Below are 20,528 nucleotides of genomic sequence, written 5' to 3'. Positions count from 1 at the left end.
GTCAGTGGTGGGGGGTGGCCTGGGCGCCGAGGGCGGTGATGCCGTACAGGAGGCCGCCGATCAGGTCGCCTGCGCTGAAGGCGGTGGCCATCGACAGGGCGGTGAGCCGGCAGGCGCCGTCGCTCAGCCGCCGCCTCGCGTTCGCGCCGGTCACGATCTCCAGAGCGTGTCCCGCCGGATCGACGAACACCACCACGGCGTCGGCCGACTCGGCGCCCAGGGCGGCGTGCAGGCGCTCGGCGAAGTGCCGTCGCGCGCCGACCGCCTCGCCCAGGAACAGGCCGAAGCGCAACCCGCTGCGCAGCTCGGCCTTCTGGACGGCCCTCCTGAGATCGTCGACCTGAGCCGTCGTCAGCGCCCGCCTCGGCGACCGGGCCAGCGTCCGCATCGGCGACTGCGCAGAAGCCTGTGCCGAAACCTGTGTCGGGGTCCGTTCCAAGGGCTGCCCTGACGCCTGTGTCGGGGGCCGTTCCGAGGGCCGCCCTGACGCCTGTGTCGGTGCCTGCAAGGAGGGCTGCTCAGAAGGCTGGTTCGCGGGGGGCATCGCTGACTCACCAGCCTGCCGAGGCGCCGCCGAGGTGTTCGTCCGGCTCGACGGTCGTGGCCATGGCCGCCCAGTCGGGTTGGGGTGTCTGCGCCCAGGGGGCGGCGCCGTCGGCCAGGATCCGTGCCGACGTGCTCACGCCGTGCTCGCTCCCGGACGGCCCGCCCAGCCACACCGGACCAGGCTCCACCACCCCGGACGAACTCCGCCCCGGCACCATGACCACCAGGCTGATCAGGACGAACAGCCCCAAGGACACCCCGATGAGAAGGAGCAGACTTTCCGCCGCGCTGTTCACACGACGAACGTAATCCTCCGGCGGGCGCCCGGCCAGACCCGTACGGGGCCCTCCTACCAGACGGACGGCCGCCGCTCCCCCCAGAACCCGCCCACGGCCGCCTCGACCTGGGCCGACAGCGAGATCAGGGTGCCCTCCCCGCCGATCCGCCCGGCCAGCATGACGCCGATCGGCAGGCCCTCGGCGCTCCAGTGCAGCGGCAGGTTCACCGCGGGCTGGCCGCTGACGTTGTAGATCGCCGGGAAGGCGGCGAAGCGCTTCATGCGTTCGAACGTCTCCTCGACGTCGTCCACGTCCTCGAACCAGCCGACCGGCCGGGGCGGCTGGGTGAGGGTCGGGGTGAGCACCGCGTCGTAGGCGTTCGTGATCGTGAGCGCGCCCCGGGTGGCGAGCTGGAGGGCGGCCTGGGCCTGGAGGAACGCGGGGGCGGTGGTGGCCAGGCCGCGCTCGCGCAGCCAGCGGGTGAGCGGCCTGAGCAGGTGCCGCTGGTCGTCGGCGACCGGGTGCATGCAGGCGAAGGTGTACCAGAGGGTGACGAACTGCGGCACGAGGTCCGCGCCGAACGGCCTGGGGATCTCCACGACCTCGTGCCCGAGGCCGGCGAGGGTCTCGGCGGCGCCCTCGTACGCGGCCAGCACCTCGGGATCGACCTCGGCCCCCGGCACGACGGGGTCGGCGTAGCGGGCGATGCGCAGCCGTCCGGGGTCGCGGCCGGCGCAGGCGAGGTACGTGCCCTCGTGCCGGGGTGCGAGGTAGAGGTCGCCGGGCTCGTTGTGCGCCATGACGTCGAGCAGGGCCGCGGCGTCGGCCACGGTACGGGCGATCGGGCCGTTCGTGGACATGCCGGCCAGGTCGGGGATGATCGGTGCGAAGCTGATCCGGCCGCGGGTGGGCTTGATGCCGTACAGGCCGCACGCGGAGGCCGGGATGCGGATCGAGCCCGCGCCGTCGCTGCCCTGGGCGGCCGGCGCCAGCCCGGCGGCCACGGCGGCGGCCGCTCCCCCGCTGGACCCGCCGGCCGACGTGCCGAGGTCCCAGGGCGAGCGGGCGGGCGGCGAGACGTCGGTCTCGGTGTAGCAGGGCAGCCCGAACTCGGGGGTGGCGGTCTTGCCCAGCATGACCGTGCCCGCCTCGCGCAGCCGCGTCACGACCGTGTCGTCCACCGGCGCGACGAACCCCCGGTAGGCCGCCGAGCCGAAGGTGATCGGCACGTCCTTGACCAGATTGAGGTCCTTGACCGGGATCGGCACCCCGGCCAGCGGCCCGTCAGGCAGCTCCTTCTCCAGGCGGCGCGCCTGGTCGAGCGCCTGTTCGGCGGTCACGGTGACGTACGCGCCGACCGAGGGGTCGAGCCGCTCGATCCGGTCGAGATAGTGCTGCGCGAGCTCGACCGGTGAGACGTCACGGTCGCGGACGGCCCGGGCCTGCTCGAGCGCGGAAAGCTCGTGAATTTCTCGCACGATCGGCACACTAGGCATCTCTAGAGAAGAACGTAAGACATACCCCGAAAACATGAGTGGAACACGATGAGCTGGGCCATAAAACTATGGACAGGTCAACACTAGGAATCGTTCCGATCTCCGAGCTACGGTGAGTTACGTGGACTCCGACAACCAGCGAGAAGACGGTCACAACGCGTCACCCATCTGGGTGAGCGACCGGCCAGAGGGCGAGCGCACCGCCGCCGCGACACCATCGGCGCCCACCACCACCTACGCGCCCGTGGAACGCGCGTCCGTGCGTGACCTGCTCCAGGAGCCGCGGTTCCGGCGCATGCGCAAGCGCGCGATCGTGGCGATCGGCGTGGCGATCGTGGTGGGTTTCCTGCTGCGCGACTGGCGTCTGGGGGTGACCGCCGGGGTGGTCGCGGCCGTCTTCGAGGCGGTCTACCGCGCCCGTTCGCACTCCACGGTGCCGGCGTGGCGGCGCGCGTCCGTGGCCGAGCGGCGCACCGAGGGGCAGCTCCGCAGGCTGGAGCGCAGCGGCTACCGCACCCTGCACGCCAGGGCGATCCCCGGCAGCGAGGCCCAGATCGACCACCTCGTGGTGGGTCCGACCGGCGTCTACGCCGTGGACTCCGAGAAGTGGGACAAACGGCTTCCCGTCCGCGTCCAGTCGGGCAAGAAGCTCTTCCACGGCCCCTTCGACATGAAGCCGCGGCTGACCGAGGCCAAGTGGGAGGCGTCCCAGGCCAGCGAGCTGATCAGCAAGGCGTTCGGCCGCGAGGTCGTCGTCGTGCCCTCCCTGGCCATCTACGGGCCGCCCGTACCGTGGAAGATCATGACCATCCGCGGCGTGGACGTCTACCAGGGCGACCGGGCGCGCAAGTGGATCACCAAGCGCGAGCGGGCGCTGACCCCGGCCGAGATCGACCGGCTCTACGACATCGCCGCCCAGGTCCTGCCCGCCCGGTACGGCGAGGGCTAGGACGACCGGACGACCGGCCTGACCCCGCGGAGTCACGCTCCGCGGGGCTTTTTCACGCCCGCAGAAGCACCCTCCGAAGCACCCGCCGAAGAGCCCGCCGAAGAGCCCGCCGACAGCCGGGCGCCGAAGGCGTCCAGTTCGGCGGCCAGCACGCCGCTGGGCGGCAGCGCGTCCGGCAGGCGGGACAGCAGGGCCGTGCCCACCCCGGCGATGCGGACGATGTGGTCGATCAGCGCTTCCCGGTCCTCGGGCCAGGGGAAGGACGGCTGGGCGATGAGCAGCGAGACGCAGCCGTGCACGGCCGACCAGAGGCCGAGCGCCAGCTCCTCGGGGTCGCCTTCGAGCACGCGGGCCGCCACGCAGGCGGCGACGGCGTCCACCATGTGACGGAAGCACGCCGCGGCGGCCGGCGGCACGCCCTGCACGGCCGAGGGCCGCATCATCAGCACCCGGTACTGCACGGGATGGTCGAGGGCGAAGCGGGCGTAGGCCCGTCCGCAGCGGCCGAGCGCGAGGAACGGGTCGCCGGTCAGGTTCTCGCTGAACATGCGGCCGAACTCGTCCCACACGCGCAGGCAGACGGCCTCCAGCAGCGCCTCCCTGTCGGCGAAGTGCAGGTAGACCGAGGGCGTGGACACCCCGGCGCGCTGGGCGACGGCGCGCAGGGTGAGGGCGTCCTCGCTGCCGGATTCGGTCAGCAGGTGCTCGGCCGCGCGCAGGATCTCCTCCCGCAGCAGGCCGCCTTCTCCGCGCCGGGCGCGCACACGTCTCGCAGCGGTCATGGATCTCAGATTGACGCCGTCAGGTTGACGGTGTCAATCTGACCTTCTGCTGAACGGATATCTGAAGGGATATCGCGAAAAATGGGGACTTTCGGGGAGGCGACCGCGCTGGTCGCCCGCGGCACGGACGAGTTCGGCGCCACGCTGGACGCCCAGTGGAGCGTGGGCACCAAGCTGCACGGCGGCTACCTGCTGGCGGTGCTGGCCCGTGCCGCCTGCCAGAGCGGCGCCGGCGAGCGGCACCCGCACGTGACCGCCGTGAGCGGCGCCTTCGTCGAGCCGCCCGCGCCCGGCCCGGCGGACGTGCGCGTGGAGCCGCTGCGGATCGGCCGGAGCCTGGCCCAGGTGCGGGTCTCGCTGGCCCAGGAGGGCAGGGTACGCGTCGAGTCGCACGTCACGCTCGGCGTCCTGGACGACGGCGACGCCTGGTGGACCTCGCTCCCGCCGGTCGAGCTGCCGGCCGAGGAGGACTGTTTCCTCGCGCCCATCGACCCGCCCGGCGCGGACTTCGCCGTGCCGCTGATGGCCGTGGTCGAGGAGCGCGTCGATCCGGCGCATCTGGCGTTCGCGTTCGGGGCGCCGACCAGGAAGGGCGAGATCGCGAGCTGGCAGCGCCTGGCCGACGGCTCCGACTGGGACCCGCTGAGCCTGCTGGTGGCGCTCGACCCGGTGCCGCCGGTCTCGTTCGACCTCGGGCTGTCCGGCTGGGTGCCGACGATTCAGCTCTCGGCCTACATCCGCCGGCTGCCCGCCCCCGGCCCGATCAGGGTCCGCCTGTCGGCCACGGACGTCGGCGGCGACCGGATGGACGAGGTGGCCCACGTGTGGGACTCCAAGGGCCGGCTGGTGGCCCAGGCGACCCAGCTCGCGGCCGTACGGTTGCCGGACTGAGCCGTCCGGGTAGTGGACACGCGTCTCAGGTGCCGGGCGGGTGGCCGTAACATGTGAAGACTCGCCTCATGATGGGAGAAGCACAATGCCGGCCCTCAGGTCACGTACGGTCACCCACGGCAGGAACATGGTCGGCGCCCGGGCCCTGCTCCGGGCGACCGGCGTAGCCGGGAGCGACTTCGGCAAACCCATCATCGCGGTGGCCAACAGCTTCACCCAGTTCGTCCCGGGCCACGTGCACCTGCGCGAGGTCGGCGACGTCGTCTCGGCCGCGATCCGCGAGGCGGGGGCGATCCCGCGCGAGTTCAACACGATCGCCGTCGACGACGGCATCGCGATGGGCCACGGCGGCATGCTCTACTCGCTGCCGTCCCGCGAGCTGATCGCCGACGCCGTGGAGTACATGGTCAACGCCCACTGCGCCGACGCGCTGATCTGCGTCTCCAACTGCGACAAGATCACGCCGGGCATGCTGCTGGCCGCGTTCCGGCTGAACATCCCCACGATCTTCGTCTCCGGCGGCCCCATGGAGGCCGGCAAGACGCCGGGCCGCAAGCTCGACCTCGTCGACCCGATGGTCGCCGCCGCCGACGAGTCGGTGACCGACGCCGAGCTGCTGGAGATGGAGGAGAACGCCTGCCCGACCTGCGGTTCCTGCTCGGGCATGTTCACCGCCAACTCCATGAACTGCCTGACCGAGGCCATGGGCCTGGCCCTGCCCGGCAACGGCACGATCCTGGCCACCCACAAGCGGCGCAAGCAGCTCTTCGAGGACGCCGGCCGCCAGCTCGTCGAGATCACCCGCCGCTACTACGAGGACGGCGACGAGTCGGTGCTGCCGCGCTCGGTCGCCAGTCGCGCGGCGTTCGAGAACGCGATGGCGCTCGACGTGGCGATGGGCGGCTCGACCAACACGATCCTGCACATCCTGGCCGCGGCCCGCGAGGCCGAGGTCGACTTCGGCCTCAAGGAGATCAACGAGATCTCGCTGCGGGTGCCCTGCCTGTGCAAGGTCGCCCCGGCCACCAGCAAGTACCACGTCGAGGATGTCCACCGCGCCGGCGGCATCCCGGCCATCCTGGGCGAGCTCGACCGGGCCGGGCTGCTGCACCGCGACGTGCCCACGGTCAACGGGGGCACGCTGGCCGACACGCTGGCCGCCTGGGACGTCAAGTCGCCCACCGTGCTGCCCGAGGCCGTCGAGCTGTGGCACGCGGCGCCGGGCAACGTGCGCACGGTGAAGGCGTACTCGCAGGACAACCGCTGGGACTCCCTCGACCTCGACCGGGCGCAGGGGTGCATCCGCGACCTGGAGCACGCCTACAGCGCCGACGGCGGCCTGGCCGTGCTCTACGGCAACATCTCGCGCGACGGCGCGGTGGTGAAGACCGCGGGGGTCGACGAGTCGATCTGGAAGTTCAGCGGGCCCGCGGTGGTGTTCGAGTCGCAGGAGCAGGCCGTCGAGGGCATCCTCGGCGGGCGGGTCAAGGAGGGCGACGTGGTGGTCATCCGCTACGAGGGCCCCAAGGGCGGCCCCGGCATGCAGGAGATGCTCTACCCGACCTCCTTCCTCAAGGGCAAGGGCCTGGGCAAGGCGTGCGCGCTGGTCACCGACGGCCGCTTCTCCGGCGGCACGTCCGGGCTGTCGATCGGGCACGCCTCGCCGGAGGCGGCCGAGGGCGGCACGATCGCGCTGGTCGAGGACGGCGACGTCATCGACATCGACATCCCCGGCCGATCGATGGAGCTGCGGGTGCCCGAGGCCGAGCTGGCCGCGCGGCGCGAGCGGCTGCTGGCCGACCTGGGCGGCTACCGGCCGCGCGACCGCAACCGTCCGGTGAGCGTGGCGCTGCAGGCGTACGCGGCGATGACCACGTCGGCCTCGACCGGCGCCTCGCGTGATCTGTCGCAGCTGTCCCGATAGTTAGGGTGCGGTGGACCCCCGGTCCACCGCACAGATTTTCGAAAATTGTCGGTGGTCGTCCCTATTCTTGGGGTATGACGACAGTCGTGAAGGACGAGACTCGCCCGCTGACGACCGCCGAGATCGCCGCCATCGCCCTCTCCCTCGCTCACCTCGGAGCGGGCCCGCAGGCCGTCGCCGCACGGCGCGGCCTGCAACACGCGCTCGAGCACCTGGAGCTCGACGACGACGTCATCGCGACCACGCTCGCGACCCTGACCGAGCCGCTGCCCGTGGAGACCGCCTCCCGGGCCAGGCTCATCGCCGACGCCATCACCAGCCGCCTCATGATCCGCCTCCACTACCGCGACGCCTCGGGGACCGTCACCTCCCGCGACGTCGAGCCGGTGACCTGCCTGGTCCACCGCGAATACTGGTACCTGGTCGGCGTATGCCGGATGCGGCGGGCCATCAGGGCGTTCCGGTTCGACCGCATCATCGCGGTCGAACCCACCCTGACCCCGTCGCGGCCGCACCTGGCCGACCGGTTCCTGCCCTTCCAGCGCCGCCGCCGGCGGACCACCGCGGCGTGAGCCGCGAAAAAACCACCGCGGCGTGAGCCGCGGGCAGAGCACTGCGGCGTAACCTGCCGCAAGCTTGACCCTCGGGCCCCCGGGCGTTGGTGCGGGGCGTGACAGGCTCGCGCACATGCGCGTCCGGGGGATCTCGCTCATCGCCGCCCTGCTGCCCGTCGTCGTGCCCGTCGTGTCCGCCTGCGCGGCGGGCCCGCGTCCGGCTCCGCTCCCGATCGTGGCGCACCGCCAGGCGGTGGCCGTGGAGCGCCTGTTGCCGCCGGCCACGCGGCGGGCGCTCGACCGGGCGCTGGAACGTCAGCTGCGGGGCCGTCCGGGGCGGGTGGCGCTGTCGGTGTACGACCGCGCGACGGGCGTGCGGTACTCCTACGCCGAGGGCAGGCCGTTCGTGCTGGCCAGCGTGGCCAAGGTGGACATCCTGCTCGCCCTGCTGCTGCTCAGGCAGAGCGAGCACCGGCGGCTCGGCGCGTACGAACGCAGGCTCGCCTCCCGGATGATCCGCCAGAGCCACAACGAGAGCGCGCACGAGCTGTACATGACGGTCGGCGGCCAGGAGGGGCTCACCCGGGTCCTGGGCGCGCTGGAGGTGCGCGACACCAGGCCGGGCGCGGGCCTGTCATGGGGCATGACCCTCAGCCACCCGTCGGACCAGGTGCGGGTGCTGGAGCGGCTCACCGACCCCGCCGGGCCGGTGCCGGCCGCGAGCCGCCGCTGGGCGCTGGGGCTCATGTCGTCGGTGGACCGGTCGCAGGCGTGGGGCGTCAGCGCCGCCGGCGGCGAGGTGGCGCTCAAGAACGGCTGGCTGCCGGTGGACGCGCACGACGGCCGGTGGACGGTCAACAGCGTGGGCCGGATCGTCCTGAACGGGCACGAACTGCTCATCGCCGTGTTGTCGGAGCGCAGCCCGGACATGGCGACGGGCGTGGCGACCGTGGAACGGGCGGCCCGGCTCGCCGTGGAGGCGTTCACCCGGGCCCGCCGGTCACGAGGAGCAGCAACCTCCGCCGCAGCAGCCGCCACCGCCGCCACCGGCCGGAGGGGGAGCGGCGGCGCCACCGGTCATGGAGACGGTGGACAGCAGCTTGACCGTGTCGCCGTGGCCCTGCGGGCAGGTCGCCGGCTCGTCTGAGGCCGACATGGGACGGGAGACCTCGAACGTGGAGCCGCAGGCGCGGCAGCGGAAGTCGTAACGCGGCATGCGGTAAGCCTAACCCGCTGTGGCCGGTGAGCGGGAGCCGGCGTAGGTCAGGTGCGCATGGTCGGAGACGGGCTCGTAGCCGATCGACCGGTAGATCGCGTTGCTGGTCGGGTTGTCCAGGTCGGTGAAGAGCACGACCTGCTCGGACCGCTCGGCCAGCGCCACTTCGCTGGCGTAGGCGGTGACCGCGGCGCCGTAGCCCTTCCTGCGGCACGACGGTGGCGTGTAGACCGGTCCGACGCGGCACACGCCGCCGGCCGCCCGGCCGAGCCCGGCCACCGAGACCGGCACGCCCCCGGCCTCCCACACGAACAGCTCGCGCCCGGCCACCCGCTGGGCGACGCGCTCGGCGACGTCGTGCGCCTCGCCGAGCCCGACCTCGGCGCCGAACGCCTGGTACCAGCTCACCATCAGCGGGAAGTCGCCGGGCCCGGCGAGCCGGCCGCGGCCGGGCACGGACGGGACGGCGAGCGCGCCGAGACGGTAGAGCCGTTCGGACACCGTCCGGTCGGGCTCGCCGAGCAGCCGGACGACCTCGGACGTCACCTCGACCGGCCCCACGACCATGGGCACGTCGCCGCCGAGCGCCTCGACCAGCGGGGCGACGGCCTCGGCGGGCATGCGCGTGAGGCTCAGGGGGGCGGGCGGCGTGCGAAAGGCGGCGGCGCGCACCTGGCCCCCGGCGGTCCACCAGGCGAAGAAGGCGTCCTGGGCGGGATGGCCGGCGCGCAGGTTGGCGAGGACGGTCAGCGGAACCGTGTTGCCGACCGGGTCGCCGAGCAGGAACGGCTCGGCGACCGCGGCGAATTCCTCCGGATCGGAGGTGAAGGTCCACATACCCGTCATGGTGGCAGGCGGCGGCCTCCGGCTTCAAAAGGGATTGTCAGGCCGCCGCCTCCAGGTAGGGCGCCCATTGAGGATCGCCGACGAGCGAGGCGCCGATGAGCCGCCAGTGGGCGCCCCTAGGCACCGCCGGGAGGACGCGCAGCGTCCATCCCAGCTCCTCCAGGTATTTGTCGGCCTTGCGGTGGTTGCAGGTCGTGCACGAGGCGACGCAGTTCTCCCACGTGTGGGTGCCGCCGCGCGATCTCGGGATGACGTGGTCGATGGTCTCGGCCCGCTGCCCGCAGTAGGCGCAGCGGTAGTCGTCGCGCCGCATGAGGGCGGCCCTGGTCAACGGGATCCGGGACCGGTAGGGGATGCGGACGTATCTGCGGAGCCTGATCACCGAAGGCACGTCGAGGGTGCAACTCGCCGAGCGGAGCTGGGCGCCCCGCCCGTCGCGGTGCACGACGTCGGCCTTCTCCCGCAGCACCAGCACGATGGCCCGGTGGAGCGAGAGCGTGGTGAGCGGCTCGTAGGTGGCGTTGAGCAGCAGGACCTGGCGCGTCATCGGGCCTCTCCCTGCCGCGCGGGTATCAAAGGGGACATGCCGTGGCATGTCCCGCCTGTCGGCCCCTCCTGGGGCACTGTTGCTTCCGTCACATGGACCTCCGCCGGACGGTCCAGCGGATGGTCACCACGGCACCGTCCTGTCACCAAGTCTGGCGTTAGCCGTAGCGTCCCCGCCACCCCATAATCTTCAAGCCGGAATGACCAGAGGGACACACGTTACGTTTTATGCCCGCTTCACCAGCGCTTTACGCCCCCACCTTGGCAGTAGGGTTCCTGGCATGACGCGAGAGCCTTATCCGACGGCACGCCGCGAAGACGTCGTCGACATCCTGCACGAAACGCCCGTCCCCGACCCGTACCGGTGGCTGGAGGACCCTGACAGCCCGGACACCAAGGAGTGGCTGCTCGCGCAGGCCGAGCTGTTCAACGCCAGCCGTGGCGAGCAGCGGTTCAAGGACCGCATCGCCGAGCTGCTGCGGTCCGGCTCGGTGGGGGCTCCGGCCTGGCGCGGGGAGCGCCGGTTCTTCTCCCGCCGCACGCCCGACCAGGAGCACGCGGTCTACTACGTGGTCGAGGCCGACGGCACCGAGCGGGCGCTGATCGACCCGATGGAGATCGACCCGTCCGGTCTCACCACGCTCGACGCCGTGCAGCCCGACAAGGAAGGGCGGCTGCTGGCGTACCAGATCTCGGTGGGCGGCGACGAGGAGTCGGTCCTCTACGTCCTCGACGTCGCCACCGGGATGCGCGTCGAGGGCCCGATCGACCGCTGCCGCTACTCCCCCATCGCCTGGCTGCCCGGCGGCGAGGCGTTCTACTACGTGCGCAGGCTGCCGCGCACCGAGGTGCCGGAGAACGAGGCGCAGTTCCACCGCCGCGTCTACCTCCACCGCGTCGGCACCTCGACCGAGGACGACGTGATGATCTTCGGCCAGGGGCTGAAGATGACCAACTACTACGGCGTCTCCGTCTCGCGCGACGGCCACTGGCTCCAGGTCTCGGCGCACGAGGGCACCGCGCCGCGCAACGACCTGTGGGTGGCCGACCTGACCGCCTCGCCCGCCGACTCCCCTGACCTGAAGGTCGTGCAGGAGGGCGTCGACGCGCAGACCGCCCTGGTGTTCGGCCGCGACGGCCGGCTCTACGTCCACACCGACAGGGACGCCCCCCGCGGCCGGGTGTGCGTGACCGACCCGGCCGACCCCCGCTACGAGACCTGGCGCGACCTGATCCCCGAGGACCCCGAGGCGGTGCTGTCCGACTTCGCGATCCTCGACGACCTGGAGCGCCCGGTCATGCTGGTGGGCTGGACCCGCCACGCGATCAGCGAGATCACCGTCCACGACCTGGCGACCGGCGAGCGAGTCGGCTCGGTGCCGACGCCGGGGCTGGGCACGATCGGCGGCATCTCCGAGCGTCCCGAGGGCGGCTTCGAGGCGTGGTTCGGCTACACCGACAACACCACGCCGCCGACGATCCAGCGCTACGACGCCCGCACCGGCGAGACCACGCTGTGGGCCGCCTCGCCGGGCGCGGTCGAGGTGCCGCCGGTGCGCACGTCGCAGGTGGTGTACCGGTCCAAGGACGGCACCGACGTCCGGATGCTGATCATCTCCCCCGCCGACGAGCGGCCCGGCCCCCGGCCCACCATCCTGTACGGCTACGGCGGCTTCGGCCTGTCGATGACCCCCGGCTACTCGGCCTCGATCCTGGCCTGGGTCGAGGCGGGCGGCGTCTACGCCATCGCCAACCTGCGCGGCGGCGGCGAGGAGGGCGAGGACTGGCACCGCGCGGGCATGCTGGCCAACAAGCAGAACGTGTTCGACGACTTCCACGCCGCGGCCGAGCACCTCATCGAGGCCGGCGTCACCACCCGCGAGCAGCTCGGCATCTCCGGCGGCTCCAACGGCGGCCTGCTGGTCGGCGCCGCGCTGACGCAGCGCCCCGACCTGTACGCGGCGGTGGTCTGCTCGGCGCCGCTGCTCGACATGATCAGGTACGAGAAGTTCGGCCTCGGCGCGACCTGGAACGTCGAGTACGGCAGCGCCGACGACCCCGAGCAGTTCGGCTGGTTGTGGGGGTATTCGCCCTACCACCGGGTCGAGGAGTCGGTGGCCTACCCGGCGACGTTGTTCACCGTCTTCCAGTCCGACACGCGGGTGCACCCGCTGCACGCCTGGAAGATGTGCGCGGCGTTGCAGCACGCCTCGACGGCCGGGCGGCCGGTGCTGCTGCGCAACGAGGCCGAGGTGGGCCACGGCGCCCGCTCGGTGAGCCGGACGGTCGACCTGTCGGCCGACACGCTGACCTTCCTCGCCCGGCACACCGGTCTGTAGTGTCGCAGGCATGAGCAGCCTGGGGCCGGCCATCGTCGAGGCCGTCCCCAGCGCTGGGCTGCGGCCGTACGTCACCCGGCTCTGCGCCTACAGCGAGCACTATCCGGCGCCCGTCACGCGCGCCGAGGCCGCCCTTCCCGGGGCGGTGCTCATCCTGGGCGTCGGCGCGCCGATGGAGGCGTACGGGCAGCGGGTCAGGGCGTTCGCGGGCGGGCTCGCCGACCGGTTCGCGGTCACCCGCGTCACCGGGCCGTGCGAGGGCGTGCAGGTGGTGCTCACGCCGTTCGGGGCGCGGCGGCTGTACGGGCTGCCGATGCGCCACCTGACGAGCCGGGTGGTCCCGGTGGAGACGGTGCTCGGGCCCTGGGCCGGGGAGCTGCTCGACCGGCTGGCCGCGACGCCGTCGTGGCGGGAGCGGCTGGCCCTGACCGACCGGCTGCTGACCGAGCGCATCCTGGCCGGGCCGCGGGTGGGCCCCGAGCTGCCGTGGGCGTGGGCGCGGCTGCTGGAGTCGGGCGGGCGGCTCGGCGTGTCGTCGCTGGCCGCGTCGCTGGGCTGGAGCCACCGGCATCTGGTGGCCCGCTTCCACGACCAGGTCGGGCTGGCCCCCAAGACGGCCGCCCGGGTGATCAGGTTCGGCCGGGCGGCGCGGCTGCTGCGCTCCGGCCACCCGATCGCCGCGGTCGCGGCCGAGTGCGGCTTCTACGACCAGGCCCATCTCAACCGCGAGTTCCGGGCGCTCGGCGGCACCACGCCCGGTCAGATTCGTCCAAGACCGGCGGGCGGGCCGCCGCGCATGCTGGAGCCATGAAACGCACTGTCTACGCACTGGCCCGCTACGAGCACCCGCAGGCGGCCCTCGACTTCCTGACCGGGGCGTTCGGGTTCCGGGTGCACGAGTCGTCGAAGGACGAGTCGGGAGTCGTCGAGCACGCCGAGCTGTTCGTCGAGGACGACCTGATCATGATCGGCCGGGGGAAGCCGGGCGGGCCCGGCGTCTACATCGCGGTCGACGGCGTCGACGCCCATCACGATCGCGCCAGGGCCGCGGGGGCCGTGATCACCATGCAGCTCACCGACCAGCCGTACGGTTCGCGCGAGTACGCCTGCAGGGACCCCGAAGGCAACTCCTGGTTCTTCGGGACCTACCGCCCGTAACCCCCCGGAAAGGGGTCAGCGGGGGAAGACGACGGTCTTGTGGCCGTCGAGCAGGACGCGCTGCTCGGCGTGCCACTGGACCGCGCGGGCCAGCGCCACGCACTCCACGTCGCGCCCGATGCGCACGAGGTCGTCCGGGGAGTGGCTGTGGTTGACCCGGGCGACCTCCTGCTCGATGATCGGCCCCTCGTCGAGGTCGGAGGTCACGTAGTGGGCGGTGGCGCCGATGAGCTTGACGCCCCGGTTGTGGGCCTGGTGGTAGGGCTTGGCGCCCTTGAACGACGGCAGGAACGAGTGGTGGATGTTGATCGCCCGCCCGGCCAGCTTCTCGCACAGGTCCTCCGACAGCACCTGCATGTAGCGGGCCAGCACCACCAGGTCGACCTGGTAGTGCTCGACCAGCGCCAGCACCTCGGCCTCCTGCCTCGGCTTGGTCTCGGGCGTGATCGGCAGGTGGTGGTAGTCGATGCCGTACGACTGCGTGAGCGGGCGCAGGTCGGGGTGGTTGGAGGCGACCGCGACGACCTCGATGCCGAGCGTCTTCGACCTGACCCGGTAGAGCAGGTCGTTGAGGCAGTGGTCGAACCGGCTGACCATGATCAGCACGCGCGGCTTCCTGGCCACGTCGCGCAGCCTGAACTCCATGGCGAAGTCGGGGGCCAGGGCGGCGAAGGCGGCGCCCAGCTCGTCCTCGCCGAGCGGGCCGGAGAACTGCACGCGCATGAAGAACCGCTGGGCGACCCGGTCGCCGAACTGCTGGCTCTCGATGATGTTGCACCCGTGCGCCGCCAGCAGGCCGGAGACGGCGGCCACCACGCCGGGGCGGTCGGGGCAGGACAGGGTCAGGATGTACTCGGCGTGGCTGCTCATGCCTTCACTCTCGCGGACGTGGGATCGTAGGGCGCCTTCAGGCTGATCTGGGCAGAGTACAGGTCGCCGGCCACGTCGACCTCCACCTTCTCCAGCGTGACGCCGCCTTCCTGCGAGACCTCGGTGACGAAGCCCAGCGCCACGGACCTGCCGAGCGTGGGGCTGTGGGCCGCCGAGGTGACGTAGCCCACCGGGACGCCGTCGGACAGCAGGGACTCGCCGCCCCACAGGTGTGCGGCGGGGTCGTCCAGCACGATCGAGACTACCCTGCGCGACGGCGTCTCCAGAGCGTGCCGCGCTCCGCGGTAGCCGCCGCCCTTCTTGCAGGTGAAACGCAGCCCGGCGGCGGCGGGGGTGACCTCGGGGCCCAGCTCGCGGCTCCAGGCGCGGTAGCCCTTCTCGATGCGCATGGCCTCGATGGCGTAGTGACCGGCCTGGGTCAGCCCGCCGGCGCCCATGAGCGTCTCGTGCACGGTGACGGCGAACTCGGCGGGCACGTACAACTCCCAGCCCAGCTCGCCCACGTACGTGACGCGGGTGGCGCGCACGGTGGCGTGGCCGAGGTCGACCAGGCGGGACGTGCCGAAGTCGAAGGCGGAGAAGTCGGACCTGGACACCGACTGCAGGATCGTCCTGGACGAGGGGCCCATCACGCCGAAGACCGCGTACGCGCCGGTGACGTCCACCAGGGCTGCCCGCCGGTCGCCGAGGCCCTTGGAGATGTGGTCGAAGTCCCTGGTGGTCTGGGCCGAGCCGGTCACGATCAGGTACTCGTCGCGGGCCACGCGCGTCACCGTCAGGTCCGACTCGTAGCCGCCCCGGTCGTTGAGCAGGCCGGTGTAGACGACCCGGCCGGGCTCGACGTCCACGTCGGCGGTGCACAGCCACTGCAACGCCTCCATGGCCTCGGGGCCCTTGAGGACGAACTTGGAGAAGGCCGTCTGGTCGAACAGCGCCGCCGCGTTCCGGCAGGCCGCCACCTCGGCGTCCACGTACGGCTGCCATCCCGGCCGCCCGAACGTGGAGGACGTGGCGGGCCCGAAGTAGTTGACCCGCTCCCAGCCCATCTTCGACCCGAAGCGCGCCCCGGCCTGCGCCAGCAGGTGGTGGACCGGCGAGCGGCGCAGCGGCCGGGCGGTCTCCAGTTCCCGGTCCGGCCAGGACATCGCGTAGTGCAGCCCCAGCGTCTCGGTGACCCGGTCGCGCAGCCAGGTGTCGTTGCCGGCCCAGCGGGCGAAGCGCCGGATGTCGGCGGGCCACAGGTCGCCGGTCGGCTCGCCGTTCACGATCCACTCGGCCAGCGCGCGGCCGGCGCCGCCCGCCGAGGCGATGCCGGCCGAGTTGAACCCGGCGGCGACGAACAGGCCGCGCACCTCGGGGGTCTCCCCCAGCAGGAACATGTTGTCGGGCGTGAAGCTCTCCGGCCCGTTGTAGAACATCCTGACCCCGGCGCTCTCCAACGCCGGGACGCGCCGGATCGCGTTCTCCATGATGATCGCGAACTGGTCCCAGTCCTCCTCCAGGAGCTGGAACTCGAAGGGGTGGGGGATGCCGTCCATGCCCCAGGGTTTGGCGTCCGGCTCGAAGCCGCCCACGACCAGGCCGCCGACCTCCTCCTTGAGGTAGGCGTAGCCGTCGGGGTCGCGCAGCACGGGCAGGTCGGGGCGCACGCCGGGGATGCGTTCGGTGACCACGTAGTAGTGCTCGGCCGAGTGCAGCGGGACGGTCGCGCCGGCCATCCTGCCGACCTCCTTGGCCCACTGCCCGGCGCAGTTGACCAGCACCTCGGTCTCGATGTGGCCCTCGGAGGTGTGCACGCCGCGCACGGCGCCGTCGCGCACGGTGACGCCGGTGACGCGGACCCGCTCGATCACCTGGACGCCGTGCCGCTGCGCGCCCCGGGCCAGCGCCTGCGTGAGGTCCGACGGGTTGGCCTTGCCGTCGCCGGGCAGCCAGACGCCGCCCACCAGGTCGTCGGTGCGCATGACCGGCCACAGCTCGCCCGCCTCGCGCGCGCTGACCACCTCGGCCTGGACGCCGTAGTTCCGGGCGGCGGCCGCGGTGCGCCGCAGCTGGATCATGCGTTCGGGGGTGCGGGCCACGCTGAGGCTGCCGCACTGCTTCCAGCCGGTGCCGAAGCCGGTCTCGGCCTCCAGGCGGGCGTACAGGTCGGTGCTGTACTTGATCAGCCTGGTCATGCTCTCGGTGCTGCGGAGCTGGCCGACGAGCCCGGCGGCGTGCCAGGTGGTGCCGCAGGAGAGCTGCCCCTGTTCGAGCAGCACGACGTCGGTCCAGCCCAGCTGGGCCAGGTGGTAGGCCACGCTGCAGCCCGCGATGCCGCCGCCGATGATCACGACCTGTGCCCGGGAGGGCAGGGATGTCACGAGATGCTCCTCAAGCGATTGATCCCCGGCCAGCTGCGGACGTTGCGCAGCATGGCGATGAACGCCTGCTCGGCGGGCCCCAGCAACCGGTCGCGGCGGTGGGCCAGCACGATGGGGCGCGGCTTGGGCGCGGGCAGCACCTCCAGGGCCGCCAGCCGCCCGTCGGCGAGCTCCTGCTCGACGCAGTGCTCGGACACCAGCGAGACGCCGAGCCCCGCGGCGACCGCCTGTTTGATCGTCTCCGGGCCCCAGATCTCGCTGCGGCCGGCCTCTTCGAGCCCCCACGTCTCCAGCGCCTGCTCCTGCAGCTCGCGGGTGGAGGAGCCGGGCTCGCGGATGAGGAAGAACTCGCCCGTCAGGTCGGCGGGCTCGGCGCGGCCTCTGCTGGACAGCCGGTGGCCCGGCTGGGTGATGACGACGAGCCGGTCCTCCAGGATCGGCTCGCTGACGAGCTGCGCCGCGCCGGGCTCGCCGGCCAGCACCGCGACGCCGATCTCGCCGTCCACCAGGCCGCGCTCGACCCGCTGGCCGTTGCCGACCTGGATGCCGAGCTCGATGCCCGGATGACGGTCGCGGAAGGCGGCCAGCAACGGCGGCAGGAGGTACGTGCCGACGGTGGTGGTGCCTCCCGCGACCAGCTTGCCGGTCTGCAGCCCGGAGACCTGCCGGATGGCGGCCACGGCCTCGTCGGCCAGCAGGAAGACCCGCCTGGCGTACTCCAGCATCACCTCGCCCTCGGGGGTGAGCCTGATGCGGGCGCCGCTGCGGTCGATCAGCGTGGCGCGCAGCGCCTGCTCAAGCTGCCTGACCTGGTGTGACACGGACGGCTGGCTGAGGTAGAGCTTCTGCGCGGCGGCCGAGAAGCCGCCGCACTCCACGACCGTCATGAAGATCCAGAGCCGGTGCAGGTTGAGCTGCATGTCGCCGTTAACCCCTAGCTGCCTCGATCGACTCTCGGAGCGCGTCCTCGAGCTGTTCCAGCCGGTGCCAGGGAATCTCGCCCATCGTGCAGATCCTGAAGAAGTCCGCCGAAAGTTGCCCCTGACCGGCATAGATAACGTAACCGCGCTTTTTGAGCTCATCGTGAAGCGCCGCATAAGTTACGTTTTCGGGGAGATGAAGCATTGTTACGGTGTTTGATCTGAATTGTTCATCAACGAGGATTTTCAGGCCGAGCCGGGCGAACTGCCCGCGGACGAGGGCCGCCCGCTCGCGGTACAGCCGGGTCCGCGCCACGAAGCCGCCCGCCTCCTCGTACTCCTTGATCGCCTCGTCCAGGGAGTAGCAGACCTGCACGGCCGGGGTGAACGGCACGTCGCCCTTGCGCTGACCGGCCAGGTAGCTGGCGGCGTTGAGGTAGAGGCTGCGCGCGGGCGCCTCCTGGATCCGCTCGATCGCGGCCTCGCTGCACAGGATGAACGACATGCCGGGCAGCCCGTGCAGGCCCTTGTTGGCGGTGCCGCAGACGACGTCCGCCCTGACCTGCGCCAGGTCCTGGTCCTCGATCGCGGTGCCGCTGATCGCGTCGATCACGAACAGCGCGCCGTGCTCGGCCACCACCTCGCCGATCTCCTTGATCGGGTTGATCAGGCCGGTCGTGGTCTCGTGGTGCACGCAGACCACGGCGTCCACGTCGTCGCGCCCGGCGAGGGCCGCCCGGACGGCCTCGGGGTCGGCCGGGACCGTCCAGTCGCTCCTGACCTCGTGGAACGGGATGCCGTGCGCCTTCGCGATCTTGATCATCCGGTCGCCGTAGACGCCGTTGTTCACCACGAGCACGCCGCGTCCCGCGCGGACGGAGCTGATGACCGCCATCTCCATGGCCGCGGTTCCCGACCCGGTGACCAGCAGCGCCTCGTGCGTGCCGCCGAGGTTCAGGCACCGGGGCAGGGCCTCGCGGATCCTGAACAGCAACTCCGTGAACTCGGGCTCGCGGTGGCAGAGGTCGCCGCGAAGCAGGGCGTCCTTGACCCGCTTCGACGTACCTGCGGGCCCGGGATTCAACAGAATGAGTTCTTCGTCCATCAATCCACTCGATCTTGGGTAGTTATCCGGCATTACGGACGCTATCCGGGGTGGCGCCGCAGGGGCAGCCGCCTTTCCTCTATGAGGGCCATAAGGGAATCGCGCTTGTCCGTGCCGAGCAGCGCCGACTGGGATGGGACACGTGCCGTTGGGGACCGTCGTACTGATCGGGGTCGCGGGGCTGTTCGCCGTCGTGTCCGGGATCAACGACGGCGGGGCGCTGCTGGCGACCGGGCTCAAGCTGCCGGTGATCAGGCCGGCCGTCGGCATCCTCGCGCTGGTGCTGCTCGTCACGGTGGTCCCGCTGGTCACCCACCAGGTGGCGCTGACGTTCGTGAACCGGCTGGCGGGCTTCCACGCCCCGGGTGGCCAGGCCGCGATGACGGTGGCCGTGCTCTGCGCACTGGCGGTGGTTTTCACGCTCAGCGCGAAGGGCCGGCCGACCAGCCTCACGCTGGCCGTGGTGGGCGGGCTCACCGGGGCCGGGCTGGGGTGGGGGCTGCCGGTGTCGGGCGGCTCGGTGGCGCTCGTGCTGGTCTTCGGGCTGGCCGCGCCGTTCGTGGGGGCGCTGCTGTCGTGGCTGCTCATCCGGCTGCTCGTCCGGGTGACCGACGCGCCCGGCCTGGCCCGCTGGCACTGGGCCGGGTTCCTGCTCCAGACGCTCGCCTACGCGGCCAACGACGGGCAGAAGATGCTGGCTGTCTTCATGATCGCGCTCGGCTTCCAGGGCGCGCCCCTGGCCTGCACCTCGCTGGTGGCGGTGCTGTTCGGGCTCGGCGCGCTCTACGGGCTGCCCAGGGCGGGCCGTACGCTCAGCCGCGAGATCATCGTCTCCCGGCCCGCGCACGGCGTCGCCGCCGAACTGGCCGCGGGCACCGCCGTGCTCGGCTGCGCCGCGCTGGGTATGCCCGTGAGCATGACGCAGGCCGTGGCCGGCGGGCTGGTCGGCGCCGGGGTCGCGCAGGGCGGCGGCCGGGTCCGCTGGTACGCCGCCGTCAAGATCGTCGTCGCCTGGCTGCTGACGCTCCCGCTGAGCGGCCTGCTGGCCGCGACGGCGGCGTTCGTCCTGAAGGGGCTGAGGGGGACGTGGTGAAGCGGTGGCGCCGGATCCGGGACCTCATGACCGGCCGCATGGACGGCGCGCTCACCGGCGCCCTGCTCGGCCAGCTCAAGGCCACCAAGCAGGGCGCGTGGCTGGCGATGGCCATGATCGGCGGCGAGGTCGGCAGGACCGGCGCGCACGAGCGGATGCGCGCGATCGAGCACCTCGGCGACGAGGAGCGCGCCCGCCTGGTCGAGGAGCTCAAGACCGCGCTGGTCACGCCCATCGACCCCGAGGACCTGTTCCGCCTGTCGCGCTCGATCGACGACGTGCTGGACTCGCTGCGGGACTTCGTGCGCGAGTCGCACCTGTACCGGGTGCCCGACCAGATCCGCTTCACGCCGCTGCTCGACCAGGTGATCGTGGGCATCGACGCCCTGGAGAGCGCCGTGCGCGGCCTGGCCGCCCGGCCCTCGGCGGTGGTGCAGGACGCCCTGGAGGCCAAGAAGGCCGGCGGCGCGATCCGGCGCATGTACCAGTACGAGATCTCCCGGATCTTCTCCGGCGAGGTCACCTCGGACGCGCTCAAGCAGCGCGAGCTGGTGCGCCGCCTGGAGATCGTGGGCATGGCCATCGGCGAGGCGGCGGACGCCATCGCCGACGGCGCCATGAAACGCTGACC

At 72.0% G+C, this 20,528-nt stretch carries 20 protein-coding genes; 9 read left to right on the top strand and 11 right to left on the bottom strand.

Annotation, left to right across the window (positions count from 1 at the left end; translation table 11 throughout):
- Nucleotide 1 precedes the first annotated feature (1 nt).
- The 3 genes from AB0J76_RS38075 to AB0J76_RS38065 form a co-directional block, all read right to left on the bottom strand.
- Entirely contained in the window at nt 2-388 is a 387-nt protein-coding gene (locus tag AB0J76_RS38075) for a DUF5130 family protein (protein WP_352328586.1), read from the bottom strand.
- Nucleotides 389-551: 163 nt separating this feature from the next.
- Nucleotides 552-842, bottom strand: a complete 291-nt coding sequence (locus tag AB0J76_RS38070) for a hypothetical protein (RefSeq protein WP_352328588.1) — start codon at nt 840-842, stop codon at nt 552-554.
- A 53-nt stretch (nt 843-895) separates the two neighbouring features.
- A complete protein-coding gene (locus AB0J76_RS38065) occupies nt 896-2,302 on the bottom strand; it encodes an amidase (protein ID WP_352328590.1) in 1,407 nt (468 codons plus the stop codon).
- A gap of 139 nt (nt 2,303-2,441) precedes the next feature.
- Here AB0J76_RS38065 and AB0J76_RS38060 point away from each other — a divergent pair, with 139 nt between their 5' ends.
- Nucleotides 2,442-3,269 (top strand): nuclease-related domain-containing protein, encoded by an 828-nt coding sequence (locus AB0J76_RS38060; protein WP_352328592.1) that lies wholly within the window; start codon nt 2,442-2,444, stop codon nt 3,267-3,269.
- A gap of 32 nt (nt 3,270-3,301) precedes the next feature.
- Here the strand turns inward: AB0J76_RS38060 and AB0J76_RS38055 are convergent, their stop codons facing one another.
- Nucleotides 3,302-4,051, bottom strand: coding sequence for a TetR/AcrR family transcriptional regulator (locus AB0J76_RS38055; protein ID WP_352328594.1), 750 nt, complete (start codon nt 4,049-4,051; stop codon nt 3,302-3,304).
- An 81-nt stretch (nt 4,052-4,132) separates the two neighbouring features.
- Here AB0J76_RS38055 and AB0J76_RS38050 point away from each other — a divergent pair, with 81 nt between their 5' ends.
- The 3 genes from AB0J76_RS38050 to AB0J76_RS38040 all read left to right on the top strand — a co-directional run bounded on the left by AB0J76_RS38050 (nt 4,133) and on the right by AB0J76_RS38040 (nt 7,438).
- Nucleotides 4,133-4,942 carry a thioesterase family protein gene (locus tag AB0J76_RS38050; protein ID WP_352328596.1) on the top strand — a complete coding sequence of 270 codons (810 nt, stop codon included), beginning with the start codon at nt 4,133-4,135 and terminating at the stop codon, nt 4,940-4,942.
- Nucleotides 4,943-5,027: 85 nt separating this feature from the next.
- On the top strand, nt 5,028-6,866 hold the full coding sequence (gene ilvD / locus AB0J76_RS38045; RefSeq protein ID WP_364392464.1) for a dihydroxy-acid dehydratase: 1,839 nt from the start codon (nt 5,028-5,030) through the stop codon (nt 6,864-6,866).
- Between the two features lie 74 nt (nt 6,867-6,940).
- Nucleotides 6,941-7,438: a WYL domain-containing protein gene (locus AB0J76_RS38040; RefSeq protein ID WP_352322824.1), complete on the top strand. Its 498-nt coding sequence runs from the start codon at nt 6,941-6,943 to the stop codon at nt 7,436-7,438.
- A gap of 982 nt (nt 7,439-8,420) precedes the next feature.
- Here AB0J76_RS38040 and AB0J76_RS38035 read toward each other — a convergent pair.
- Genes AB0J76_RS38035 through AB0J76_RS38025 form a run of 3 tightly spaced genes read right to left on the bottom strand, consistent with a single transcriptional unit; the run spans nt 8,421 to nt 10,029 of the window.
- Entirely contained in the window at nt 8,421-8,636 is a 216-nt protein-coding gene (locus tag AB0J76_RS38035) for a zinc ribbon domain-containing protein (RefSeq protein WP_352322825.1), read from the bottom strand.
- Nucleotides 8,637-8,645: 9 nt separating this feature from the next.
- A complete protein-coding gene (locus tag AB0J76_RS38030; protein WP_352322826.1) occupies nt 8,646-9,473 on the bottom strand; it encodes a GNAT family N-acetyltransferase in 828 nt (275 codons plus the stop codon).
- A gap of 46 nt (nt 9,474-9,519) precedes the next feature.
- Nucleotides 9,520-10,029, bottom strand: coding sequence for an HNH endonuclease (locus AB0J76_RS38025; protein WP_352322827.1), 510 nt, complete (start codon nt 10,027-10,029; stop codon nt 9,520-9,522).
- Nucleotides 10,030-10,309: 280 nt separating this feature from the next.
- Here AB0J76_RS38025 and AB0J76_RS38020 point away from each other — a divergent pair, with 280 nt between their 5' ends.
- From AB0J76_RS38020 to AB0J76_RS38010, 3 genes are read left to right on the top strand one after another with little or no spacing between them, the layout of a single operon-like run.
- A complete protein-coding gene (locus AB0J76_RS38020; RefSeq protein ID WP_352322828.1) occupies nt 10,310-12,367 on the top strand; it encodes a prolyl oligopeptidase family serine peptidase in 2,058 nt (685 codons plus the stop codon).
- A 10-nt stretch (nt 12,368-12,377) separates the two neighbouring features.
- Entirely contained in the window at nt 12,378-13,178 is an 801-nt protein-coding gene (locus AB0J76_RS38015; protein WP_352322829.1) for an AraC family transcriptional regulator, read from the top strand.
- Nucleotides 13,175-13,525 carry a VOC family protein gene (locus AB0J76_RS38010; protein ID WP_352322830.1) on the top strand — a complete coding sequence of 117 codons (351 nt, stop codon included), beginning with the start codon at nt 13,175-13,177 and terminating at the stop codon, nt 13,523-13,525. The genes AB0J76_RS38015 and AB0J76_RS38010 overlap by 4 nt, the downstream gene beginning before the upstream one ends.
- Nucleotides 13,526-13,540: 15 nt before the next feature.
- Here the strand turns inward: AB0J76_RS38010 and purU are convergent, their stop codons facing one another.
- Genes purU through AB0J76_RS37990 form a run of 4 tightly spaced genes read right to left on the bottom strand, consistent with a single transcriptional unit; the run spans nt 13,541 to nt 18,804 of the window.
- Complete coding sequence (gene purU, locus AB0J76_RS38005) at nt 13,541-14,395, bottom strand: formyltetrahydrofolate deformylase (protein WP_352322831.1); 855 nt, start codon at nt 14,393-14,395, stop codon at nt 13,541-13,543.
- A complete protein-coding gene (locus AB0J76_RS38000) occupies nt 14,392-16,779 on the bottom strand; it encodes an FAD-dependent oxidoreductase (protein ID WP_352322832.1) in 2,388 nt (795 codons plus the stop codon). Before AB0J76_RS38000 ends, purU begins: the two co-directional genes overlap by 4 nt.
- The gene (locus AB0J76_RS37995) at nt 16,776-17,699 is read right to left on the bottom strand and encodes a LysR family transcriptional regulator (protein ID WP_352322833.1); all 924 of its coding nucleotides are present in this window, start codon (nt 17,697-17,699) and stop codon (nt 16,776-16,778) included. The genes AB0J76_RS38000 and AB0J76_RS37995 overlap by 4 nt, the downstream gene beginning before the upstream one ends.
- A 7-nt stretch (nt 17,700-17,706) precedes the next feature.
- Complete coding sequence (locus AB0J76_RS37990; RefSeq protein WP_352322834.1) at nt 17,707-18,804, bottom strand: aminotransferase class V-fold PLP-dependent enzyme; 1,098 nt, start codon at nt 18,802-18,804, stop codon at nt 17,707-17,709.
- 142 nt (nt 18,805-18,946) lie between these two features.
- Between AB0J76_RS37990 and AB0J76_RS37985 the strand changes: the two genes are divergently transcribed.
- Both AB0J76_RS37985 and AB0J76_RS37980 read left to right on the top strand, forming a co-directional pair.
- The gene (locus AB0J76_RS37985; protein WP_352322835.1) at nt 18,947-19,897 is read left to right on the top strand and encodes an inorganic phosphate transporter; all 951 of its coding nucleotides are present in this window, start codon (nt 18,947-18,949) and stop codon (nt 19,895-19,897) included.
- Nucleotides 19,891-20,526 (top strand): DUF47 family protein, encoded by a 636-nt coding sequence (locus tag AB0J76_RS37980; RefSeq protein ID WP_352322836.1) that lies wholly within the window; start codon nt 19,891-19,893, stop codon nt 20,524-20,526. Before AB0J76_RS37985 ends, AB0J76_RS37980 begins: the two co-directional genes overlap by 7 nt.
- Nucleotides 20,527-20,528 lie beyond the last annotated feature (2 nt).

Source organism: Nonomuraea sp. NPDC049624 (genome assembly GCF_040675255.1).
Classification (GTDB): domain Bacteria; phylum Actinomycetota; class Actinomycetes; order Streptosporangiales; family Streptosporangiaceae; genus Nonomuraea.
Note: the sequence above shows the minus strand (reverse complement) of the source record. Positions and strands in the feature narration are given on the sequence as shown.